Below are 20,933 nucleotides of genomic sequence, written 5' to 3' on the forward strand. Positions count from 1 at the left end.
TTGTTGATTTTCGGCAATTATGAAGTCTTTTGAGTTTTTTCGATATCTATATTTTTAAGTTGTTTTCCTGAAGCGATCGCGTATTCCTGTAGGAAAACACCCCTCAAATCGCTCTTCCGTTACCCCTATCATTTGCTTCAACGAAGGGGATACATGGACGAATTCACACGCATCGAAGCCGACGCCCATCGTGGCGCAATGGGGCATAACAATCTGTCGGAGCCCACTCAGGCGCAGAAACTGGCAGGTAACTACAAAGTAGGTAGAACGACCCTTCATGGCATGGCCATCGCCATCGAGCAGCCGCGCGGATCGTTCCGTTCCGGCATCGATGCGGCGGGCCGGCCATGGCAAAACAGGATGTCAGCGCATTACGGCTATCTCGTTGGTACGACTGACAATGATGGCGACGAACTCGATGTCTTCATCGGCTATTACTCAGAGTCGCGAGCCGCCTTTGTTATTAACCAGGTCAATCAGCAGACCGGTGCATTTGATGAGCACAAAATCATGCTCGGCTTTCCGGATAGCCAGGCGGCATCCTGCGCCTATCTGGAGAGCTATCACCGAGGCTGGCAGGGGCTGGGCGATATTGTCTCGATCTCCATTCCTCAGCTGAAATGGTGGGCCAAGCATGGCAACCACACCAAGCCGATCAACGCGGCGATTCTTCCAATTTTAGGGTATGACAACATGAATAAAGTAATGTGGGATGGTGAGTCTCCCATTGGCAAGACCTATGATGGGCTGCTATACGACATTCGGCGCCACGATGAAAACGGGTTGATGTACGACCCGTTGAGCGTGACGGACATTTTGGATGATGCGGAGGGCGTCTATACCTTCGATGCGCTAGTGACACCATTTGCGAAGCTTGAACGTAAGATGCAGATCTTGCAGAGCGTCATGGAACGCACCGGCGGCACCGTCAAGCCAGTCACCATGCAGATCACGGAACCGTTCAAGCAGCGCGGAACAGCCAATGTGGCGGTGGTCTATGAGTTGTCGGATGGGCAGACGCTCAGTATCTTCTTTCACAATCCAGACGTGACACCGCAAAAAATCGTGCCAACGGACGATCTCATTTCGTGGAAGTGGATGCTCAATAAGAAGGATGTGACGATTGTTGCTGCGCCTGAGCGCGGCGTAGATCTGAACGTGCGCGAGGTGGTAAATCGGCTTATGCGCCTTGCCGAGAGAAATTCAGCCACGTTTCAGCGCGCCAATGCGAAGCGCTCTGCGCGCATGCAGGCGATTGAAACATTGAAGGCGGCGATCGCGGAAAAAGAAGCAACTTTGGCGCGGTTGCAGCGCGAGCTGGAAGTCAGGCGCGTCGAGAAGGAGTCTACGCCCAGTGTTCCGGATAGCTCCGGCATTGTGCCGGCGACACCTATCTCTGATCCTGTCGCCGAGCCGGTCACTGAGCTAGCTCCTGAACCAGCCCCCGAACCTATTGTCGTGGCTACAGCACCGCCCGAACCAGTCGCGGATCCTATTTCCGCCGAGACGGGTGAGGTTGTACCGGACGAGATCGTGGTGCCAGAGGTCATTGAAACACCGGAGAGTAGCAATCCAATTCCCGATGATGAATTTCCGCTGGCGGCCGCCGACCTTGTTCCCGTCACCCCTGCTGTCGTGACCGTTGATCCGGTTGTCGAAGCTAGTCCGGCTAGGGTGGAGCCGATGGCAATGACGGATCCCGTCGTGGATCCTGTGGGCGAACTAACGTCAGCTCCAGAATCGCAAGCGGAGGCTGAAGCCGATGTCGCAGAAGTGCCGGCGCCGGCGGAAGTTGCTACAAAGGCCGCTGTTGAGCCTGCTGCGACGAGTGAGCCGACACCGGTTGAGCAATCCGCACTCGCTACTCCTGAACCGCGAGCCGAAATGACGGCAGACGAAGCATTCCTGCAGTCTGTGATCGACGGCCAGGTCGACATCTTTGATCCTGCGCTGTCGGCCAATATCGAAGCCATCCTGACGCGCAATCCCGACAACGCCGAGATCCTTGCGAAATGGCAGCGTGCCGTTTCCACCTACACCGCCGCCATGCTGGCAGCAGCTTCCCAAACATTGAGTAACTGAACACCATGAACCAAGTATTAGACGTATGTGAAGTAGAAACAAGCGAAATTTCCGATGCACCTGTGGTTCTTGATACGGCGTTTCAGCAAGCCTGGGACGGGCAACGCAGCATTGTTCCCGTTGACGCTGAATTCGTCACCCAGTTTATCTCTGGCCGGCGGATGCAATATCGCAATGCGCCGACGGCAGATGCTCCTTACGAATACGCAAGCTATGCGTTTCGAGATGGCAGTGGATTTGTCACCGTTCAAGACGTATCCGGCGGCGAGCTGTCGACCATCGAGGTGCGCGCGGTCGACGTGCCGGAATACCTCCAGGGATTGACCGACCCGAGTGTGGTTGAAGGGGTGTTGCTGGATGACGCCGGCTCGCTGGTCACGTTGCGCTTGACTGCCGAATTGGGCAGCCTGGTGGCGCAGTACAGTAAGCTCAAGAGTAGCGACCAGGTAGCGGATCAGCTTGCCATGTTGAAGTTGGCCGCGCGTGTGAGCGAGATTATGGCGTTGCTGGGCCGGGCGCAGTTGCCCGACGCCGTGGCGAGTACCGATACATCGTCCTATTTTGAGTTCGATGAGCACATCAAGCCATCCGCACGCCAGAAGAAGAACAAGGCAGCCATGGCGTTGCTCAAGCAGATTGACGCCGGCGAGATCGATGCCGAGACATTGAGCGCGGAACAAAAAACCGTCCTGGCTGGGTATTCCGGCAACGGCGGCGGCATGACGGGCGCTGACGGCAAGACCGGCAGCCAATACGAGTATTACACCCCGAAGCCCCTGGCCGAGGGTGTCTGGTCGTTGATGGCCGACATGGGTTTTACGGGTGGCAAGGTACTCGATCCCGCCGCCGGCACCGGCATTTTCGGGGCAACCTCGCCGCAACATGCCGTGATCGATGCGGTGGAGCTGGACGCCACTTCCGGTCGCGTCAATCAGCTGGTCAATGGCAGCGCGCGTAATCACGTCACAGTCAGCGCTTTCGAAGCCGTGGCGGCCAATACACCGGACGAGATCTATGATGCCGTCGTCACCAATGTACCGTTTGGCGACAACGCCGCGCGCGGCAAAGAAAAGCTCAAGGATCCGCGCTATCAAAGCGAATCGCTGGAAGCCTACTTTATCCTGCGTTCCCTGGAGAAGCTGCGCCCGCGCGGCCTGGCCTGCTTTATCACCAGTAAAGCTTTTGTCAGTAGCGTCAATGAGCAGAAGCTGCGCTATAAGGCGTCCCTGAAAGCCGAATTCATGGGCGCATATCGCTTGCCCAACAAGATGTTTGATGCGACGGGCGCCGATGTGACCACGGACGTGATTGTGTTTCGCAAGTACAGCAGTGAGGCCGTCGAGAAGATCGAGGAATTACAGCAGCAGGATCCCGACAAGTTGCATGTAGCTGGCGTTCTATGGGACGAATTTCTGGCCGGTGGCTATTTTAAGGGCGCTGGCCGACGTTTCATGCTGGGCGAAACCACCATGGACAAGGGCCGCTTCGGTGAGGTCGAGAAGGTAATTAGTGATGACAGCATCGGCAACATCTCGAAGCTGCTGCGACGCTTTGGCGAGTCGCGCATCGATTGGGATAGTTTGAATGCCGCGCCGGCGTTGCCGATTAGCTATAGTGATGGCGACGCTATTGCGGTCGCCGGTCGCACGATGGTCTATCAGAACGGCGTGTTTGCGCCTGTAAAACAGTCGCCGGCAGACGCCGAGATGGTCGATATGGCCGATCGCCTGTATTCGCCGCTGCGCGCGGTCAATCAGGCCGCCACATGGAGCGATGCCAGCCGTCTGTATGCCTACATGATCGAAAAGGCCGATTATCAGGGTATGCCGGCGTGGGTGAAGGATTGTGTCGTCGGCATCGACAATGCGGTCAGTCTGAGTGAGCAGGCGGCCGTGTTCGATGTGCTTAAAACCGCGCTGGCGCTGCGAGATGTCGTCAATCAGCATGCCCCTGAAGAGCCGTTTAACTATGCCGAGGTCTACCCGCAACTGGGCGAGGCGATCAAAAGCCAGGTCAAGAGCGTCAGGGCCGTGCCGTCCGGTATATCGAAAGTGTTGCGCGATGCTGCAGCCCTCCTGGGCATTTGGTACAACGTCAAGACCCGTGCCTTCAGCAATCGCTGGATGGGCACGTCCCTGGCCGAAGTAGCGGTCGCTGAGCTGGCGCCCACCCAGAAATACGAGCGTGCCAAGTATGAGCATGCGGACGATGCCGGCTTTATCGCGCTGGCGCACTTGAAAGAAGCACTGAGCAGCGACTTCGATCCAATGGCCGGCGACGCCTGGTGTATTTCGCCGGACGGCCAGAGCGCCATGTCTGCCGAGGACTATTACGCTGGCAACTATGCCGATTTCTTGAAGCGCAATACGGCGGAAATCGAGGCAGTGACCGATCCCGCCATCCGCGACAAGTTGGTGCGCCAGCGGCAGGCCGCCGATGATCGTCTGGTGAAACCGGACGTGTCGGCGCTGACGATGAACCTGGCAACACCATTTGTCGAGCTCGAGCGCAAGGCCGAGTTCTTGCGCAAGTATCTGCATCCGGGCTTTGCCGTCGTATCCAGCGCGGATGGGCCGGTGATCGGCTTCGAGGGGACGAAGGGCAAGATGGCGGATGAAGATTTCCGCAATCTGAAGCGCTACGCCGAATACGTCAAGAGCGGCGGCCTCAGCACCCGCACCAAGCAGGAAGACAAGGCCATCGATTCGACCCTGGAGCCGGTGCGTATCGAGCGCCTAAAACAGCTCATTACCCAGACCAATCAGAAATTTGACGCCTGGACGAAAGCCAATACCAGCATCCAGGCCAGCCTGAAGTCGCAGTTCGAACGTCCCGATAATCTGTTCTTTCGCGAGGTGGACGATACGACGCCGTTGGAAATTCCGGGCTTGAATCCCGCATTTCAGCCGCATGGCTATCAGAACGCGACGATTCGCCGGTATGCCAAGCGGATGGGCGGGATATTGGGCTTCGACGTGGGACTCGGAAAGACGTTTACGTCATTGACGACCGTACAGCACATTCAGAGCATCGGTGTGAAGAAGAAAACCTTCTTTGTGGTGCCGAACTCGACCTTGACCAACTGGCAGAAGGAAACCAAGAGCTGTTACGCCTCGACCGAGGATTGCCTGTTTGTCGGTCTGGAGACGGCCGTCGATGGATCCGCACAGTTGAATTCTGGTAACTATGCGCGCGACCTCAATATTGTCTTAGAAAACCGCCATCGCAAGATCTTTATGACGTTGGAAGCATTCGCCATGATTCAGATGCGCACAGCCACGCTGGAAGAGTACGAAAGCCATCTGAAGCAGCACGACGCTTCCTACGACGGCGATGAGACGAAAAGCAAGGCGGCGTCCATTATCAAGGAAGGCAAGCTGGCCGGCGTCACCAAGTCCGGCGGCAAGGGATCAGCAGCGGTGCCGTTTTTCGAGGACATGGGCGTGGATTCGCTGGTCTTCGATGAGGGCCATACCATGAAGAACAGCAAGACCACGGTGGATTTCAAGGGCGCCAAGTTTCTGTCGGCGCCAGTGACTTCCGACCGCGGCCTCGATGCGCAGATTAAAACCTGGTATGTGCGCGGTAAAAGCAAACTGGGTGACGGCGTACTGGTGCTGACGGCTACACCGATCACGAACAGCCCGCTGGAGATCTATGCGATGTTGACCCTAGCGGTGGGCGAGCAGGAAGTTAATCGGCGTATGGGGGGCGTGCGCGGTGCCGATGCCTTTATGGAGGCGTTCTGCAACATTACGGAGGAGGAAACGACCTCGCTGTCCGGTACGGAGCGTCTGTCACGGGTTTTCCGGGGCTTGCAAAACACGGCGCTGCTGCGCGACGTGCTGGGCCAGATCGCCAACATCAAGACGGCCAAAGAGGTGGATTTGTCGATCCCGGAGGCGCAGGAGCTGCCTACGGCGGTCGAGCTGCCGGAAGCGATGACGGAGGAGCTGAAGCGCATGCAGCGGCTGTACAGTACCGCATCGCGCCTCGTCCGCGAAACACCTGTTTCACCGCATGAACAGGACGAATTGTTCGCATACTTGAAGCAGAGTCGTGAAACGCCGGAGCTGGTGGCGCACCCGTTCAATTTTATTAACAAAGTCAGCAAGCTGATTGCGGATCCAGAGACCGCGCGCCAAACCTCGGTCTACCTGTTCCCAGCTTCACAAGTCGAGCTTGCCCAGTTGGCCGTCGATCAGTTCAATGCCAAGAAGGTGACGGAAGAGCGAAATCGTCCTACCTTGATGCAAAGTGATGAGAGCGTAGTAAAGCGGACGATCAAGAAGGGCGGCGGTGACGGCGATGGCGCTGATGTCGAGGTGCTGACGGTTCGCGTCGTGGCGACGATCGATGGCGACAAGATCGTGATCGATACCGAGTCGCAGGCGACCCAAAACGTGTTCCAGAAGATCGCGACCGTCCTCAAATTGGACTTGGATGTCACGATCCCGCCCAAGCTGGCCGCGTTCTTGGGCAACTTCCAGCAGGAGCAGGCCACCCCCAAGGCAGGCGGCAAAGCGAAGCAGTTGGTGTTTTGCGACATGCTGGCGCTGCATAACAAAATCCGCATCATGTTGGGCAAGCGCTGCGGCATTCCGTCTGGTGCGATTGCGATTGTCAATGCCGAGGCGATCAAGGACGCCGGTCAGATGCAGGATGTGCAGGACGGCTTTAATGCAGAAGGCGAACAAAACCGCTTTACGGTCGTGATCGCCAACAAGAAGGCCGAAGTTGGCATCAATCTGCAAAAAGGCACGCAGGCCATCCACCATCTAACCGTTGGCTGGACACCGGATAGCCTGCATCAGCGCAATGGGCGCGGCGTGCGCCAGGGGAATAAGCTGCAAAGCGTAACGATTTATCACTACGACGCCGACGGCACCTTCGACGAATATAAGCGCGGTATCGTCAGCAAGAAGGCAGACTGGATCGGCGAACTGATGTCCGGCAAGGGTAACTCGGTAAAAATTGCCGGCGGCATTTCTAATCAGGACGTGGAGATGTTGGCCGAAGCCGCCGGCAGCGCCGAGGGTATGCGTGCTGTACGAGAAAAGATCGCTAGCCGCGAGGCGGTGGAGCGGCAACGTAGCGCCAAGGATGCGCTGACGGCCAACCTGTCGACCATGATGGCGCAACGGGAGGTGGTAGCGCGCTACCCGACTGTCGGCATCTACCTGGGCGAGCAGGTGGCCGATGCTGCTGAAGCCTATTTCAAGCTGACGGCGGTGAAAGGCCGTTACGCACGCTACGCCGATGCCAAGGATCCGGCGCAGACCGCGCGTATCGCTGAGTTGTTGTCCAAGGCCCAGGCGGTGTATGACCGGATTGCCAATCCGATCAAGGCAAGTATCGCCATTAGCCCGGATAGCCGCCTCAAGACACTGGAAGAAGCATTTGGTCAAACCAGCTGGATCGAGACTGCGCGCGGATCGCAGGTAATCAAGGGGATCAATCGCAACGGGATTATGAGCAGCGTTGCCAGTTCCGCCGGCGGCAATCGTTATACCTCGTTTCAGTTCTCTGTCGTTGACGAGTCGCCGATTGCGCAAAACTGGGATGCCGAGACGACGACGGCGCGCGTGCTTGCTGACGAATCCGAAGCAAAGGCACTGAGCCTCTGTGCCGACGCCGGCGTGTCGCTGGGCCGGATTGAACAAGCTAAAACCGGTGAGGCCAAGATTATCCGCAATCAGATTGTCGGTACAGGGGACTTCGTGATTGATCGCAAGGATCGCCTGTGGATTGTGGAAGATGGCAAGACGAGTAGCGTGCGCACGATCGATGCCGAAGCGGCGAAGCTTCAGCGTGCGGATGAAAGTATTGTGTTTAGCGGCAATATCATTACCCAGGAACACCCCGATAATGCCGTTTATCGTGCTACGGTGTTGCGGGCCGCGGCTGTCGATGATGGGCTGATTGCACGCGCTCAAGGCGGTCTGAATGCCGCTGCAATCGGGCTTTTGTACTCAGCGTTAAATTCAGATGTGAAGGCCGCCCTGAAGGTGGGGCCGAGGATTAACGCGCTTCCCGACGAAGTTACTTTGCCGGAGCCGATGTTTCCACTCGTGCTGAAACCAAGGGCAGATCAGTCTTTGCCGTTGATCAAGCGTATCGCCGCCGAACAGGAGGGGAAGGTTGAATACGTGACAGATCAGCATGGTACCGTCCGCGTGCTGGTGCCGGACGATGCCACCGTTGAGCGTTACAACAAGCCGTCGTTAGAGAAAACCGCAAAAATGCTGCTGCGGTACGGCATTGCACAAGGGATGAAGGTGAGTGCGGCTGCGCTGAAAGCTTTCCATGCCGAAGATGATGCTGACTTGGTTGCGGCGCTGGTGAGGGCGGTCAATGGCGTGATAGGCACGATTGACTACACCACGATGGAATCCGCCATAGAGGCCGCCACCACGTCGGAGGAGTTGGTGTGGTTGTGCAAGCAGGCATATATGTCCTATTATGCGGCGCTGGATTGGGACGACGCGGCGATCAACGCGCATTACAGAGAGACGTTTTCGGTAATGGTAAATGCCGCTTATCGTCGCAAATCCCTGGCGCTCACGCAGCCTGTACCGACGCCGGCGGCCGAGATACCTGTCATTACCTCGTACGATGTACAGGTTCCCCTGGACAAGTATGTTGCTATCATCGGGAATACGATGGCTTTCAAGGATACGATCAAATCGGTTGCGCTGACGATGGGCTTTAAGGCCATGTTCCGAGGCAAGTGGCCGTCCAGGCAACTACAGAGCGCGCCGGTCAATTCGTGGGTGGTGCCGCGCGAGGTCTATGAAATCATCTTGCGTGACTATGCGGAGCAGGTCCGTACCTACAATATCTCTATCGCTTAACAGGAAGTACAAATGCAATTCGTCAATTACTTACCCGATCAGGTCTACCTGGCTGACAAGCTGGCAGACCACCGGGCCGAATTTGAAAAAAACAACTCTGGCCAATCGCACAGCGAGTTTATGGCTAGGCTCGCCAACAAGATCGTGTGCGCCGCACCACAGAACTATCTGCGCTTCGGCCCTTATTGGTGGGCGTTGAAGGCGGCATTGATCGCCCGAGGCTATGCCTACTCGGGCGAACTTGAACCGATGATCGCTAGTGTCTACTGCGGTCTGAATGAAAAAGGGGAGCTCGATGCCGACATCACGATCGTGGCAGCTTTTGAGTTTGCTGAGATGTATGACGCTACCCAATTCCAGGGTGTGCGGCAATTCGATCTTTTCGGCAATGGCGAGTTTTACGTGTTGATGGATGAGAGCGTCGAGATGACGCCCTCGTAATTAATGCGTCACAGGTTCAAACGCTAGACCCATTTCTTCGGCGATGACCTTGAGGCGCTTGTCTCGGGTCCATAGGCGGGCGGCATGGATTGCCGTGCTGGCCAGCAGATGCGTATCAATATACCCAATGCCGCGCCCCATGAGCTTGTGTTGTTCGATGAAGAACAACGTTTCCTCGTTGGTGGCGGTGGGTAAATGCGGTAGCGATTGCAATAAACTCAGAATTTCGCTCCGGTTACCCAAGCTGCCGCAAGCGAGTTCACCGATGACGAAGGGGTGACAATAACATCTTCCCATTTCTAACAGCACAGCCAGTGCTGGGCTGCCGGCGCGCAAGTGGTCAATCCAGATGGATGTATCGACCAATATCATTGTGCCTCGCTTTTACGACGTGAAATTTCTTGCAATTGCGGTTCGCTGCCGCCCAAACGCGCCAAGCGACGCGCGCTTTCACGCTGAATTAATGCGTTCAGCGCTTCCTTCAGCAGGGCATTGCGTTCGTCCAAGCCGCACAAAGTTTGCGCGCGGGCAAGAAGGGCATCATCTAAATTGACCGTGGTACGCATAGGGTGCTCCTTGTAAATGAATGAACCAATTATAGCATCAATTGGTGCTTAAATAGGTTCTTGATGCATTCCCCTAGATGGAAACCGCCGAATAGTCGTGCCGTTTTTTTGCTCGACAATGCTGAATACAGACGATTCAGAGCGAACATGGCAAAAAATATTGAGAAGAATGCGCCCAGCCTCTTCGGCAAAATGGGCACGTCGGCAAAAAAATGGTTCTCTGGGAACGTCGAGAAGGTGGACGACCTGGGGAAGGACGATCCCTATGCCTTTGATTTCGGCGCCGCATCGCAGTCGCTCCTGGGTACTGGCCGCCGCGCCGCCCGCATGCGGGCGCAGATATATCAAAAATGGTCATTCATGGAAGGCGACCCCATTGTGTCCGGCGCGCTGTCGCTGATCGTCACGTCCGCGCTCGGCGGCCATGAGACGACGGGCAATACGGTCTTCATCGAAAAGAAGGCCGAGACGATCAAAAATATCAAACTCGCCAAGATGGTGGATGAGATCGATGCCGCCTTGACGCCCAAGCTCAATCAAATGGCGCATTGCATGGCCTACAACGGCGCGACCTTTGGCGACAGCTATGCGCGGCCCTATGTCGATAGCAGTGGCATCCGTGAATTGTATTTCGGTGAGATTGTCCGGCCACCTATGGTCCAAGCCTACGAGAAGGGCAATCGGACCGTGGGGTATATGGTGTATTCCGGCGCCAAGGCGATTGAGCGGTTAGATACCACCCAGCTACTGCGCCTCAAAATGCCGCGGCTGGTCTGGGTGCCGCAGTTTGCGGTGCAGGACAAGGTCATCAAGATGGCCTTGTCGGAGAATGATCTGGATGAATTGCCGATCCTGCCGTCAATGGTGGGCGGCTCGTTCCTGCACCAAGCGGAAGAGGCTTACGACCACTTGTACGCGTCACTGCTAGGCTTGATCGGCCAGCGCTTCGCCGATTCGATTGATGAACGCGTGCTGGGATTCAATGGCGATGGCATGACGGGAGACCAGAAGAAGAAATTTGGCGATGGTGTCATGATCATGCTGAAGCAAGCGAAACAGCGCGCGCAGTGGGCAATTGAACATGGCCAGCCGATTCTGGAGAAATTCACCACAGTGCTGCCATATCACGGCGACAAGCAGCTCACGAATTTATCGCAGCTGGTTGGCGACTCGGGCCGCAATGGCGAGCTGTCGATTGAGGACGTGATGATGCACGCGCGCTTGCTGGGCGGTGCGCTAGGGGTGGATCTGTCGATGCTGGGCTTCGCTGATCAATTGTCCGGCGGCCTGGGCGATGGCGGCTTCTTCCGTGTGAGCGCTCAGGTCGCCGAAAAATCCCGCATCATTCGCGGCGCGCTGTCCGATTTCTTCAATTCCGTTATTGATCTGCACACGATGCACCGCTACGGGATCGTGTTTTCGGAAGAAGAGCGGCCATGGAACATTAATTTCTATGGTTCCATTTCTGCCATGGAGGCGGAGAAACAGCGGACGCGCCTGGAATCGGCGAATTCAGCGGCCATGCTGGCGCAGGTCATGTCGCAGATCAAAGAGATGGGCCTGGATGAAAAGACGACCGCCATGTTCCTGGCGAAGCAAATGCTGCTAGACGAAGATGAAGCGGCCGCCTATGCCAAGGCCATGGCCGCTAAAGCTGTCGAGGAGAGCGACATTGGGGCTGTTTGATAACGTAGCCAATAGCATTGCCTTGCCAAAGAGCGCCGGCGCCATTGCTGCCATTGGTCAGGCCAAGAAATATCTGCCGCCGCGCTTGGGCGCGCTGGTCAATACGGACTTGGGTGTTGGCAATAAGCTCCTGAGTGGCGATCTCGGCGGCGCTGCGCTCTCTGTCCTGGATTCAGGCCTACTCGCGAATTATTTCCCGCGCGTGGATGGCCTGGCTGCGTTGGTAGCCTATTGGGCAACGCCGACGCCGCTATTGGGCGGCATTACGCCGGCGGAAGCTAAGGCGATATTTGATGAGTGCTCGGCAACCCGGTATGCCAAGAAAAACCTGTTTCTGATCGAAGTCACGGATCTGATGCCGTCCAGCATGGATTCGTTGGTGTCGAAGCTGATGACCGGCGACGGCGCCAGCATGTTTAACTTGTTTGCGACCGAGGCCAATTATTCACCCTGGACGATTACCGGCGACAAGGTACGGGTGGGATCGGGCTCAATCGATTCGGTGCATAGCCTGGAATCTATTGATCTGCGACTCACGACCATGGACGATTCGGTGGGTACGCTCAAAAAATGGTTTGAATCGAAGGCGGCCGCGGCGACCAAGCGGGACGGCTGCGTCGGCGTGCCCATCGAATACCTGGTCAAGATCCGTATCTTGCATTCGTTCATTACCGATGCCAGCAATCGCGGCGGCTACGAGAGCGTTCTATATATGCGTCCTGCCGGCATTGAATACGACCTGTCGCGGCGAGACGACACGGTGCAAGAAATTCAAATGACGTTCTCGCAGTTCGATTCCTTCTTTCCGGTAGCCTGACATGACCATTCAATCCGATAGCTTTGGTTTCCTTGTCGGTGATCCCGCCGACTGGGGCGAAGCGCTTAAATTATGGACGGCTATTCAGGATGACGTGCGTGGTATCCGCCAGGCGCTCACCTCAAGCGCTGTCGCCGCTAAACGGGCTACTCAGAGCAGCACGGCCCCAGCTCTTGCCTTGCCGCGCCGTCAAAGCGCCGCGGCTGCCAAGGTAGCACAGATCACCTCCAGGACGGTTGTGCAGCCTACGTCGTTGCTGAAGACGGCAGTTGTCAGCAAGGATGTGCTACGGGCGGCCATTCCTGCAACAGTGCGTCGCGATGTCAATGGCAGGTTCGTGCGGACTGTTACGCCAAATGCGCCGCGCGCCGGACAAGATCAGTCGAAGGAACGCAATGAAAAGGGCGAAAGCACTGATGGCCGCTCGGCTGTTTCCGGGAGAATCGGCGCGGTGGGCGCCATGGCATCGAATGCGATTGACCGCACGCCGGATGTTGATCCTGCCATCGCCGCCGCCAAGGAACTCAGTGCGATTGTGACGCCGGTCGGACGTGGTTTCGGCAAGATGCTTGGCCGTGACGGGGAAGAAAAGAAGACAGTATGGTTCAAGCGACTCTGGACAGAGTTACGTGGGTTGCGCCGAGATGAGACGGAATTCAGCAAGGCGCAACTGCGCAAGCTGGCGGCGATTGAGAAGAAGCCCGCCGCCGGCAGCAGCTCAGGGGGATTGCTGAGCCGATTGGCGCCAAAAATTCCGGGATTTGGAATGCTGGGCAATTTGCTAGGCAAGGGTGGCAAGGGGTTGTTCGGGTTCGGCAAGGGCTTGTTCCGGCGCCTACCGTTGCTGGGCGCAATGCTGGCAGGCGGTTCCGCGCTGGCCAGCATGTTTGGTAACGACGATCCAGATCAAACATCGGCAGAAAATCGGAAAGGACGCTTTGCCGGTGCCGGCAGTGGCATCGGTACGTTGATCGGTGGCGGCATAGGGTTGGCTTTTGGCGGCCCGATTGGCGCGATGGTCGGCGGTATTATCGGGGACAAGCTGGGTGAGGTCACGGGGGAATGGCTATCAACCTTTGACTGGAAAGCGATTGGCGAAAAGATCACGGCAACTTGGGATGCTGGCGTTCAGAAATTCAGTGACGGGTGGGATGCGATTTCGGGCTTTTTTAAGGATAAATTTGAGATTGCCAGGAATGCCGCCAATGTGGTGAAGAATCTCGCCGATCAGGCGGGAAACGCTGCTAACGATGTTGTCAAAGAAAAAACCGGTGTTGATGTCAAGGCAAACGTGACCAATGCTGCTACGGCAATCAAGAATACGGCTGTTGGTGCTATGGAAGTTGTCGACCAGCATGTGGTCAAGCCAGTGACTGCCGTCGCTGGCGCCGCTGCCAATTATGGGCAAGGGCGTGTTGCCAAGATGGCTGCACCGATTGGTCGTGTGGTCAATGAACGCTGGCAGGCTGCAAAGGACTATCTGGTCGGCGGAGCGAGTTCTGCCGGAGTTGATCCTGGTGTGGTGGCGCAGATCGCGCATTTCGAGAGTGGTTTCAATAAGGACGCCACCCCGATCCAGAAAAACGGCAAGAAGCTATCGAGCGCCCACGGCTACGGCCAGTTTATCGACGGGACTTGGACCGACATGATCAATAAATATGGCGGCAAGTATGGTATTGATGGCGCCGGGAAATTGTCGAAGCAAGATGCGGAGAAATATCGGAGCGACCCTAAAATTCAGGCTGGCATGTTGGCTGAATTTACCCGGGAGAATATTGAAAAGGGGAGGAAACTAGGTGGTACGGACGACGCGGCGAACGTCTATGCCTATCACAATCTCGGCGATGGTGATGCCAGCCGCATCCTGAAAGCGGTGAAAAATAATTCGGAAACCTCGGTGCGAGATGCGCTGGTGGGTGGTCGTGAGGTTAGTGACAGCGAGCGCTTGCGGATTGAGGCCGTCATCAAAAACAACAAAAGCTTGTATGGTGACGGGACGATCTCTGCTGGTACCGCTTATCAAAATATGGGCAACAAAATGCGCATGGGCGAATTCTTCGCGCAGGATGCGAGAGCGATGCAGGCGAAGAGTGTTATGCCGTCGCTAGGGGAGACGCTGCAATCACCAGCTGTACCGAATATCTCTGCCGTCCCGAATATATCGACCGCGCCTGCAATAGCGAAGATGCCGAATATCCCCGAGATCGCGTCAATATCGCCGGCGACGCAACTCAATGCCAAGCCGTCGAGCACGTCGGTGACGGTCGTGGCGCCAAAGTCTGACGTGGGGCAAGATTTACGTGACCGCAAAATTGCCCATGTGGTGACGGGTGGTATGTCACAGTGAGTGTAGGGTCTATATTTTTCGATTGGCACCTCTTTAGGGAGAGGCGATTAATTCCAAGACATGAACGCGTTGGCTTTGGCAGGAAGAGCTTTTTTGCGGTGTGGTATTGAATTGGTTGATAATAGGTTAATATATATTTCATTGCAATTAAGAAATATTCTTGGTGGGTCATATGCAAATATGCTTAAAGCAGCGGAATACCATTTTCGAAGCTCCTGAAGGTGCCATTTTTCCTTTAGTCGTTCTTCAGTGGGATAACTGGAATGATTTCAGCTATAGCACGGTATTTATGGCATTCATTTTCCATTCGGCTAAATACGACGATTTCACGGCTCTTGGCGTTATAAAAATCCAGTATCTTGGTCAGACGAAGGCTGACTACACGTTTTCTCAAGAGCTGGTTGGGCCATTCTCGTTAGCGGATTTTCCAAAGCACTTCTGCTCCTTAGGGGGGCAGATGGAATATTATAAAAATCTAAAAAAATTAGATGATATTGGGCTGGCAATCGACTATCTCGAAACTATGCGGGATGCGGCTTTTAATCCTGAGATACGTAATATGTTTCAAGATGATGATTGCTTTAAGATATCTTTGCTTCGTGAATCAGAGGCGAGGATTGCTTTAGATAAAGGCGGTGATCTTTTCGGACGAATTGCAACTCTTGTCAATTCGTTCGCAGCCGAAATTCGCCTTCCAGGATCAAGCGATTCTCATAAATTTGAATTCGATTTTTCCGAGTTTCACGGTTTACCTCATCGTTTGCACGCGATGGTCGGATTGAACGGTGTCGGGAAAACTCAGGTCATGGCACGACTAGCTATGCTGATGAGTCGTTTTTCGAAAAAAAATGAAAAGGAGAAAACTTCGACGCTTGAGACGGAGGGAGCACTTTCGCCTGTGCCATCTATATACAATGTAGTCGCCATTTCGTTTAGCGCTTTCGATGAATTTGAACGGCCTACGATCTTGCAAGGCGAAAAATTTCGCTATAGCTATTGCGGATTAAGAAGCCAGAGGGGACGCCTGTTAAGCGAGGATGATCTCTTGGAAAATATTCGTCGAATAGTCACCGACGAACTAGATGATGGCAAGCGCCTAGTACTCGCTGAAGCTCTGACCCAAATCATTAGAGTAGAAAACATACAGTCCTTCGTTAATGATCCAGAAGGGCATCGTACGCTCTATGAACGGTTAAGCGCAGGGCAGCGCATTGCGTTGAATGCCCTCTGTCATACTTTGGCAAAATTAGAACCTAGAACGCTTGTTCTTTTCGATGAGCCGGAATTGCATCTTCATCCGCAGTTGCTTACCACAATGATGTCGGCTTTTATGGATCTGTTGAAGCTGTACGATTCATTTGCGGTCGTAGCCACGCATTCTCCGATTGTCATTCAGCAAATCCCAAGTCGTTGTGTGCATATTGTGCGTCGAGATAGGATGAAGCCTATGGTATTGAAACCCAGATTTGAGGCCTTTGGTGAAACACTGACGGAAATTACTCGTCAGGTATTTACCTCCACCGAATCTGACCGCGACTATAAAACCACCTTAGACGTACTACTCAAAGATAACGGCAATGATGTCGAGCGAGTCGAAGCCATTTTCGACGGTAAACTGAGTATGAATGCGAGGATTTATTTAGAGTCGCGACGCGAATCGACGGCGGAGAAATAACGTGCGTCCTCAAATACTGCCGGCGTTGAACTACAGTCAATATTCGGAAGAAATAATTAATTCAAAGCACACGAGTCAGAGACGGCGACTAAAAGCAGAGAAGGCGGTGGTCGATGCGAGAGTGCAGACCATGGTGCCTGCATTGACTAATCTGCAGTCTATCGCTAAGGTGGGTTGGCGGACCATGACAAGTAAGGCACTTAAAGGGTGCTATGAGTCTTCGACAAAAGCACTTGGGGTATTGAAAGATCAAATACTTGATGATCTGGAGCGGCAAGGCTCGGTCAATATCGAGAAATGTCCGTACTGTATGTTGCAATCCCCATCGACGTGGGACCATTATTTTCCGCAAGCGCATTATCCAGAGTTTTCGATTTACCACGGAAATCTCGTATATGTCTGTTCTGATTGTAATCACGAAAAAAGCGATCACTATAGCGAGGTGCAACTTGAGTATTTGCATCCCTATTTTTACGGAAATGTCGCCACAGTCATTTTGTTTTGCAAAGCACATATTAGAAATGGGAAGCTTGGTTTTCGCTTTTATTCTGCGACCGCAGATCCAGCATTCGCTGCCCTTGCAGTTATCGGGCAACGACATATCGTGAATCTCAAGCTGGAAATTGCCTTTCAAAGTGAAAGCTCTACTGTCGTGAGCGATTTTTTGTCGTCAATTAAGGAAGATTTTCCGCAGGGGATTAGCGCGGAGCAATTAGACAGATTGGTGCGCAAAAATTATCGCATGGTTGAATCTGCTTACGGGCCTAATGCCTGGGAGGCTCGCTTGTGGCATGCCATCGTTTCTTTCGCCGAATTCCATGACTATGTAAGCGTTCAACTGCCGCTACTTCCTGTTCGACACCGCGATGGAATAGATCAGATAGCACCTGCACCGCCCAATTAGGCAATGTCGTCTTCTCGGCAGAGTTAGAATAAGGCCGTTTTTTCAAACTGGAAAACACCCGCAAGTCATCCCCTCATTAGCGAATAAAGTTAGGCCCATCATCTAACTTACCCGCATGAGGGCACCATGACCGTATCCAATCCCGCTTACCTGCAGAGCCTGTACAACATCACCCGGGCGATGGGCGATAAAGCCATTTCCAGCGATGCAGCCTTTGAAATCGAAGGCTTCGAGCAGATGTGGCTGCTGACTAAGCAATTCCCATGGCCTGAACTATCGAGCGCCGGTGAAATTGAAGTGCCGATGCCGCTGGGTTCGGCGAAGTGGGAGGCGCAGCAGGTCAAGATCAACCAGCAAGGTCAAATCACCTTGATGGAGACCAAGGCCGGCCACGTCTCTAAAATGATGCTGAACCTGATTCGTACCGGCGGCAAATTCAATGCCAAGGTGTACGAAGGCACGCCGTCCCAGTTCTCAGTCGCCAAGCCGATTTACGATTGCTTTATCCAGTTGGATAACCCGGATCGTGATTGGGAAAACCGTTCTCAGGTGCTGAATATCTCGGGAACGCTGTTTTTCCATTACTTCAACGAAGAAATTCCAGGCAATATTTAAGCGCCATGGCGGAGTTGTCTAAAACGCTGAAGGAGCTGGCTTTGCTCTTCTGTGCCAAAGAGCGACCGGTGGGCATCGTGCTGGAAGAGGAAACGGTACTCGCCCAGGCGCTGGCCGCCGCCAGGTATTGCGGTGGCTACGGACCATTCGATGCTTTGCTGCCGGCGGCTCCGGTCGCGGCGATGTTGCCTGAGATGCATGATCCCAGGGAGTCGTCTTCGTCGTATCCACGTTTTCCTGTGCCAGACAATCTGTATCCAACGAGCGATTTTGTCGAGATTGACACGCCGCTGACGCAGAGCGAATGGGCGATTGTGCGTCCATTGTTCATTCTCTACGTCGAGCGAGAAAACGCCGTCTATCTGGAAGCGTCTCGTTCCCTTGGCGTCGATGTCTACGGCCGCTCGGCGTCCGAGATCGCCCAGGATATCGTTCAAAAAGAGATGGATGTCCAGCGCTTGATGTTCTGCATGCCGATCGTGACGGTATAGCGCATGCAACTGATTTTGTCCTCAGGCACGGTGCTGCGCGGCGATCTGTTGCTGAGCGCCTGCCTACATTCCGATCTGGCGCCGGTGCCGATGACGCTGGAAGCGGTCGTCAGGGCGACAGAGGCAACGGTAGCGGGGCTCAAGCAAGGTGAAACCATCAGCATAGCCAGTGAGGGCTACGTATTTCGCGTTGTTCAGGTTCAGCGCAGCAAGGTGTCGGCCAACGTCCAGGGCAGCGACCAGATGGCCGTTTTACACATCGTGGCGCTGTTTGAGCCTTGTCATCAGATCGCGTTCCGTCGCAAGATTGCAGTGATCAAGGAAGGGGCGACGCTAGGCAGTATCTATGGCGCGTGCGGTGCACGCGTCAAAATCAACGCGGATTATCCGATTGCACGCTTTGCCTGTTATGCCGGCGGCGTGCCGAGCTACGAAGTCGCCAAGGTGTTGCAGGAAGAGGGCGGCGCGATTTATACCGATGGCCGTGAAGTCACGTTCATTCGCCTGCAGGACATTTTCAAGCAAGAACCGATTTTGCGCCTGGAGCAAGATACGAGTGAGAATATCGATAGCGGTTTCATGGAGCGCCACGAGGTGCCGTCTTTCTTTTCGACGGATGCCTCCGGTGCGTTCGTCTATGGTAATCGCTCCAAGGTACGCGCTATCGGCTATCAACCAAGGACCGATACCCGCATGCTGTGGAACATGACGCGCGCACTGATTCAGAAAAAAATCTTGAAATCGGACTATTTACCTACCGTCAATGCCGGCAAGGTCATTCAGATAGAGCGCGTCAACTACGCCATCATCACCGCTGCACATGCCTTCGAGAGCGGATCGGACGGCGGCGATAGCCGCCTGTATTCCAAGTTCTGGCTTGGCACGCTGGAGGAATAACGCATGCTGCCTTCACGTATCCCTGGCATCGTCCGGTCCTATCTGGCGGTTTCGCGCGAGTGTCGTGTCGAAATCCCCGGCCTGACAGATGGCGCCGATGTGCTGCCGCTGGCGGAAATTGAGTATCCGATTGGCGACAAGAGCAAAGCGGCCAGCCATGCTACCGAGATCGAGATCGTGCCAGGTGATCTTGTCTGGCTGGCATTCGAGGGCGGCGATCCGCGCTATCCGATCATTACCGGCTTTCGCAATGCTAGGGCCGGCAACGCGATTGACTGGCGGCGCTGGCATCACGCGAACATCGAATTGACCGCGGACGGGATATTCCGTGTCAACTGCGCACGCTACGAGATCAATGCCAGCGAAATGGTCGACGTGAAGACGCCGCAGGCGACGTTTTCTGAGAAGGTGACGTCTGTCGGCTTGCTTACCTATCAGGCTGGGCTGGCGGGATCTAACGGTGGTGGCGGCCCAGGAGCGCAAATTCAAGGTGGCATTGAGAATACCGGTGGCGAGATTGTCAGCAACGGCATCGGGGTGGAATCGCATCATCACGAAGAACACGACGGCCCACCGACTGGCCGGGCGAAAGCATAATTAAATTCACTTAGGATAGAAATGGCAAAGAACCTCATTTTCAGTTTTGACGACATGGGCAGTAAGAAAGACGCAGCAACCAGGGCGGTAGTGCGCTACTTCGCGCGTGCGGGCTCCCATATCGTCCAGGGCGACGTGTCGCCCAATATCAAGCGCTCATCCGGCGTGTCCTATCGGGAAATGCTGCTGACGTTCGCCGATAGCCAGGTGGTGACGTTTTCCATTAAACAATCTGGAGATATATTTCAGGTCAAGTTGAACGGGAAGAGTGTTCCTCTAAAGCATCAGGACGACCAGGTGGCGGCCATCGGCGAGATGGTCGGCATGATGGATGCCGGTCGCTCGAAATTCCAGGCCGCCATGGCGAAGGTGCGTATCCAGTTACCCGACAGCATACGGACGGCGGCGCCTAAACTCGAAGTCGCGCTGCAGGAAAAGGTGAATGCGTTGGACGAAGCTATTGCCGTAATTAAGGAAGAAATTACGGCAATAGGAAAAATTACGTATTCTTAATTTCGCATCCCGTTATGAGCCCGAAACCCGACACTTGGACCCCTGTGGTTGTTACATTCAGGACGCTGGCACCATTACCCGATTTTACATAAAAGTAAGTCGAAAGCAGTACATCCCTTATATTATTTGCCGCAAGACTTGTTGCTATAGTAGCATCGGCAGCTGCCGGTTGATTGATTAGGAATTGTCCAGGGCCCGCATTAATTGTAAATACAACCCGCCCTGCGTTTAGCCCCGAAGGGACAACCTGAACACCGCTGATAGTCACGTTAGAATAAGTAACCGAGTCCTTTGTTTCTGTCATTACTGCGTCCATTTTTTCTCCATTAATATTCGTTGGATTAAAAAATAATCCGCTACCGACTTGGCGGCGGACATTGGGGTAGTGCAAAGACAATTTAGTCCACTTCCCTTCTAAAAAAAACCTGTTAACCTTACTAGCTAGGCC

Annotated in this window: 15 protein-coding genes; 13 read left to right on the plus strand and 2 right to left on the minus strand. The window is 54.6% G+C overall.

The genetic code is table 11. From position 1 onward, the window contains the following. Positions 1–153 precede the first annotated feature (153 nt). Genes BM062_RS00085 through BM062_RS00095 form a run of 3 tightly spaced genes read left to right on the plus strand, consistent with a single transcriptional unit; the run spans position 154 to position 9,377 of the window. The gene (locus tag BM062_RS00085; RefSeq protein WP_092391862.1) at positions 154–2,082 is read left to right on the plus strand and encodes a defense against restriction DarA-related protein; all 1,929 of its coding nucleotides are present in this window, start codon (positions 154–156) and stop codon (positions 2,080–2,082) included. Positions 2,083–2,087: 5 nt separating this feature from the next. Further along, entirely contained in the window at positions 2,088–8,936 is a 6,849-nt protein-coding gene (locus tag BM062_RS00090; RefSeq protein ID WP_092391864.1) for an SNF2-related protein, read from the plus strand. A 12-nt stretch (positions 8,937–8,948) separates the two neighbouring features. Continuing rightward, positions 8,949–9,377 (plus strand): hypothetical protein, encoded by a 429-nt coding sequence (locus tag BM062_RS00095; RefSeq protein WP_092391866.1) that lies wholly within the window; start codon positions 8,949–8,951, stop codon positions 9,375–9,377. Here BM062_RS00095 and BM062_RS00100 read toward each other — a convergent pair whose 3' ends face one another. Both BM062_RS00100 and BM062_RS00105 read right to left on the minus strand, forming a co-directional pair. Further along, positions 9,378–9,749, minus strand: coding sequence for a type II toxin-antitoxin system VapC family toxin (locus BM062_RS00100; protein ID WP_092391868.1), 372 nt, complete (start codon positions 9,747–9,749; stop codon positions 9,378–9,380). It lies immediately after the preceding gene. Beyond that, the gene (locus tag BM062_RS00105; RefSeq protein WP_092391870.1) at positions 9,746–9,943 is read right to left on the minus strand and encodes a type II toxin-antitoxin system VapB family antitoxin; all 198 of its coding nucleotides are present in this window, start codon (positions 9,941–9,943) and stop codon (positions 9,746–9,748) included. The genes BM062_RS00100 and BM062_RS00105 overlap by 4 nt, the downstream gene beginning before the upstream one ends. A 147-nt stretch (positions 9,944–10,090) precedes the next feature. Between BM062_RS00105 and BM062_RS00110 the strand changes: the two genes are divergently transcribed. From BM062_RS00110 to BM062_RS00155, 10 genes are all read left to right on the plus strand, one after another. Beyond that, complete coding sequence (locus tag BM062_RS00110; protein WP_092391872.1) at positions 10,091–11,629, plus strand: hypothetical protein; 1,539 nt, start codon at positions 10,091–10,093, stop codon at positions 11,627–11,629. Continuing rightward, positions 11,616–12,446, plus strand: coding sequence for a hypothetical protein (locus BM062_RS00115; RefSeq protein ID WP_092391874.1), 831 nt, complete (start codon positions 11,616–11,618; stop codon positions 12,444–12,446). Before BM062_RS00110 ends, BM062_RS00115 begins: the two co-directional genes overlap by 14 nt. 1 nt (position 12,447) lies before the next feature. Further along, positions 12,448–14,793, plus strand: coding sequence for a lysozyme family protein (locus BM062_RS00120; RefSeq protein ID WP_092391876.1), 2,346 nt, complete (start codon positions 12,448–12,450; stop codon positions 14,791–14,793). Positions 14,794–14,965: 172 nt separating this feature from the next. Beyond that, complete coding sequence (locus tag BM062_RS00125) at positions 14,966–16,468, plus strand: AAA family ATPase (RefSeq protein ID WP_092391877.1); 1,503 nt, start codon at positions 14,966–14,968, stop codon at positions 16,466–16,468. Between the two features lies 1 nt (position 16,469). Then, positions 16,470–17,372, plus strand: coding sequence for an HNH endonuclease (locus BM062_RS24875; RefSeq protein ID WP_139219948.1), 903 nt, complete (start codon positions 16,470–16,472; stop codon positions 17,370–17,372). Positions 17,373–17,498: 126 nt separating this feature from the next. Then, positions 17,499–17,987 (plus strand): hypothetical protein, encoded by a 489-nt coding sequence (locus BM062_RS00135; RefSeq protein ID WP_092391881.1) that lies wholly within the window; start codon positions 17,499–17,501, stop codon positions 17,985–17,987. 5 nt (positions 17,988–17,992) lie between these two features. Continuing rightward, positions 17,993–18,478 (plus strand): hypothetical protein, encoded by a 486-nt coding sequence (locus tag BM062_RS00140; RefSeq protein WP_092391882.1) that lies wholly within the window; start codon positions 17,993–17,995, stop codon positions 18,476–18,478. Between the two features lie 3 nt (positions 18,479–18,481). Then, a complete protein-coding gene (locus BM062_RS00145; RefSeq protein ID WP_092391884.1) occupies positions 18,482–19,375 on the plus strand; it encodes a hypothetical protein in 894 nt (297 codons plus the stop codon). Between the two features lie 3 nt (positions 19,376–19,378). Beyond that, the gene (locus tag BM062_RS00150; RefSeq protein ID WP_092391886.1) at positions 19,379–19,972 is read left to right on the plus strand and encodes a hypothetical protein; all 594 of its coding nucleotides are present in this window, start codon (positions 19,379–19,381) and stop codon (positions 19,970–19,972) included. 21 nt (positions 19,973–19,993) lie between these two features. Beyond that, positions 19,994–20,485, plus strand: a complete 492-nt coding sequence (locus BM062_RS00155) for a defense against restriction DarA-related protein (RefSeq protein WP_092391888.1) — start codon at positions 19,994–19,996, stop codon at positions 20,483–20,485. Positions 20,486–20,933 lie beyond the last annotated feature (448 nt).

Source organism: Collimonas sp. OK412 (genome assembly GCF_900112135.1).
GTDB lineage: Bacteria > Pseudomonadota > Gammaproteobacteria > Burkholderiales > Burkholderiaceae_D > Collimonas > Collimonas rhizosphaerae.

What these genes read in the sequence shown, in the direction of transcription:
- BM062_RS00085 (WP_092391862.1), top strand. Translation starts at nt 154, where the DNA reads ATGGACGAATTCACACGCATCGAAGCCGACGCCCATCGTGGCGCAATG.
- BM062_RS00090 (WP_092391864.1), top strand. Translation starts at nt 2,088, where the DNA reads ATGAACCAAGTATTAGACGTATGTGAAGTAGAAACAAGCGAAATTTCC.
- BM062_RS00095 (WP_092391866.1), top strand. Translation starts at nt 8,949, where the DNA reads ATGCAATTCGTCAATTACTTACCCGATCAGGTCTACCTGGCTGACAAG.
- BM062_RS00100 (WP_092391868.1), bottom strand. Translation starts at nt 9,749, where the DNA reads ATGATATTGGTCGATACATCCATCTGGATTGACCACTTGCGCGCCGGC.
- BM062_RS00105 (WP_092391870.1), bottom strand. Translation starts at nt 9,943, where the DNA reads ATGCGTACCACGGTCAATTTAGATGATGCCCTTCTTGCCCGCGCGCAA.
- BM062_RS00110 (WP_092391872.1), top strand. Translation starts at nt 10,091, where the DNA reads ATGGCAAAAAATATTGAGAAGAATGCGCCCAGCCTCTTCGGCAAAATG.
- BM062_RS00120 (WP_092391876.1), top strand. Translation starts at nt 12,448, where the DNA reads ATGACCATTCAATCCGATAGCTTTGGTTTCCTTGTCGGTGATCCCGCC.
- BM062_RS00125 (WP_092391877.1), top strand. Translation starts at nt 14,966, where the DNA reads ATGCAAATATGCTTAAAGCAGCGGAATACCATTTTCGAAGCTCCTGAA.
- BM062_RS00135 (WP_092391881.1), top strand. Translation starts at nt 17,499, where the DNA reads ATGACCGTATCCAATCCCGCTTACCTGCAGAGCCTGTACAACATCACC.
- BM062_RS00140 (WP_092391882.1), top strand. Translation starts at nt 17,993, where the DNA reads ATGGCGGAGTTGTCTAAAACGCTGAAGGAGCTGGCTTTGCTCTTCTGT.
- BM062_RS00145 (WP_092391884.1), top strand. Translation starts at nt 18,482, where the DNA reads ATGCAACTGATTTTGTCCTCAGGCACGGTGCTGCGCGGCGATCTGTTG.
- BM062_RS00150 (WP_092391886.1), top strand. Translation starts at nt 19,379, where the DNA reads ATGCTGCCTTCACGTATCCCTGGCATCGTCCGGTCCTATCTGGCGGTT.
- BM062_RS00155 (WP_092391888.1), top strand. Translation starts at nt 19,994, where the DNA reads ATGGCAAAGAACCTCATTTTCAGTTTTGACGACATGGGCAGTAAGAAA.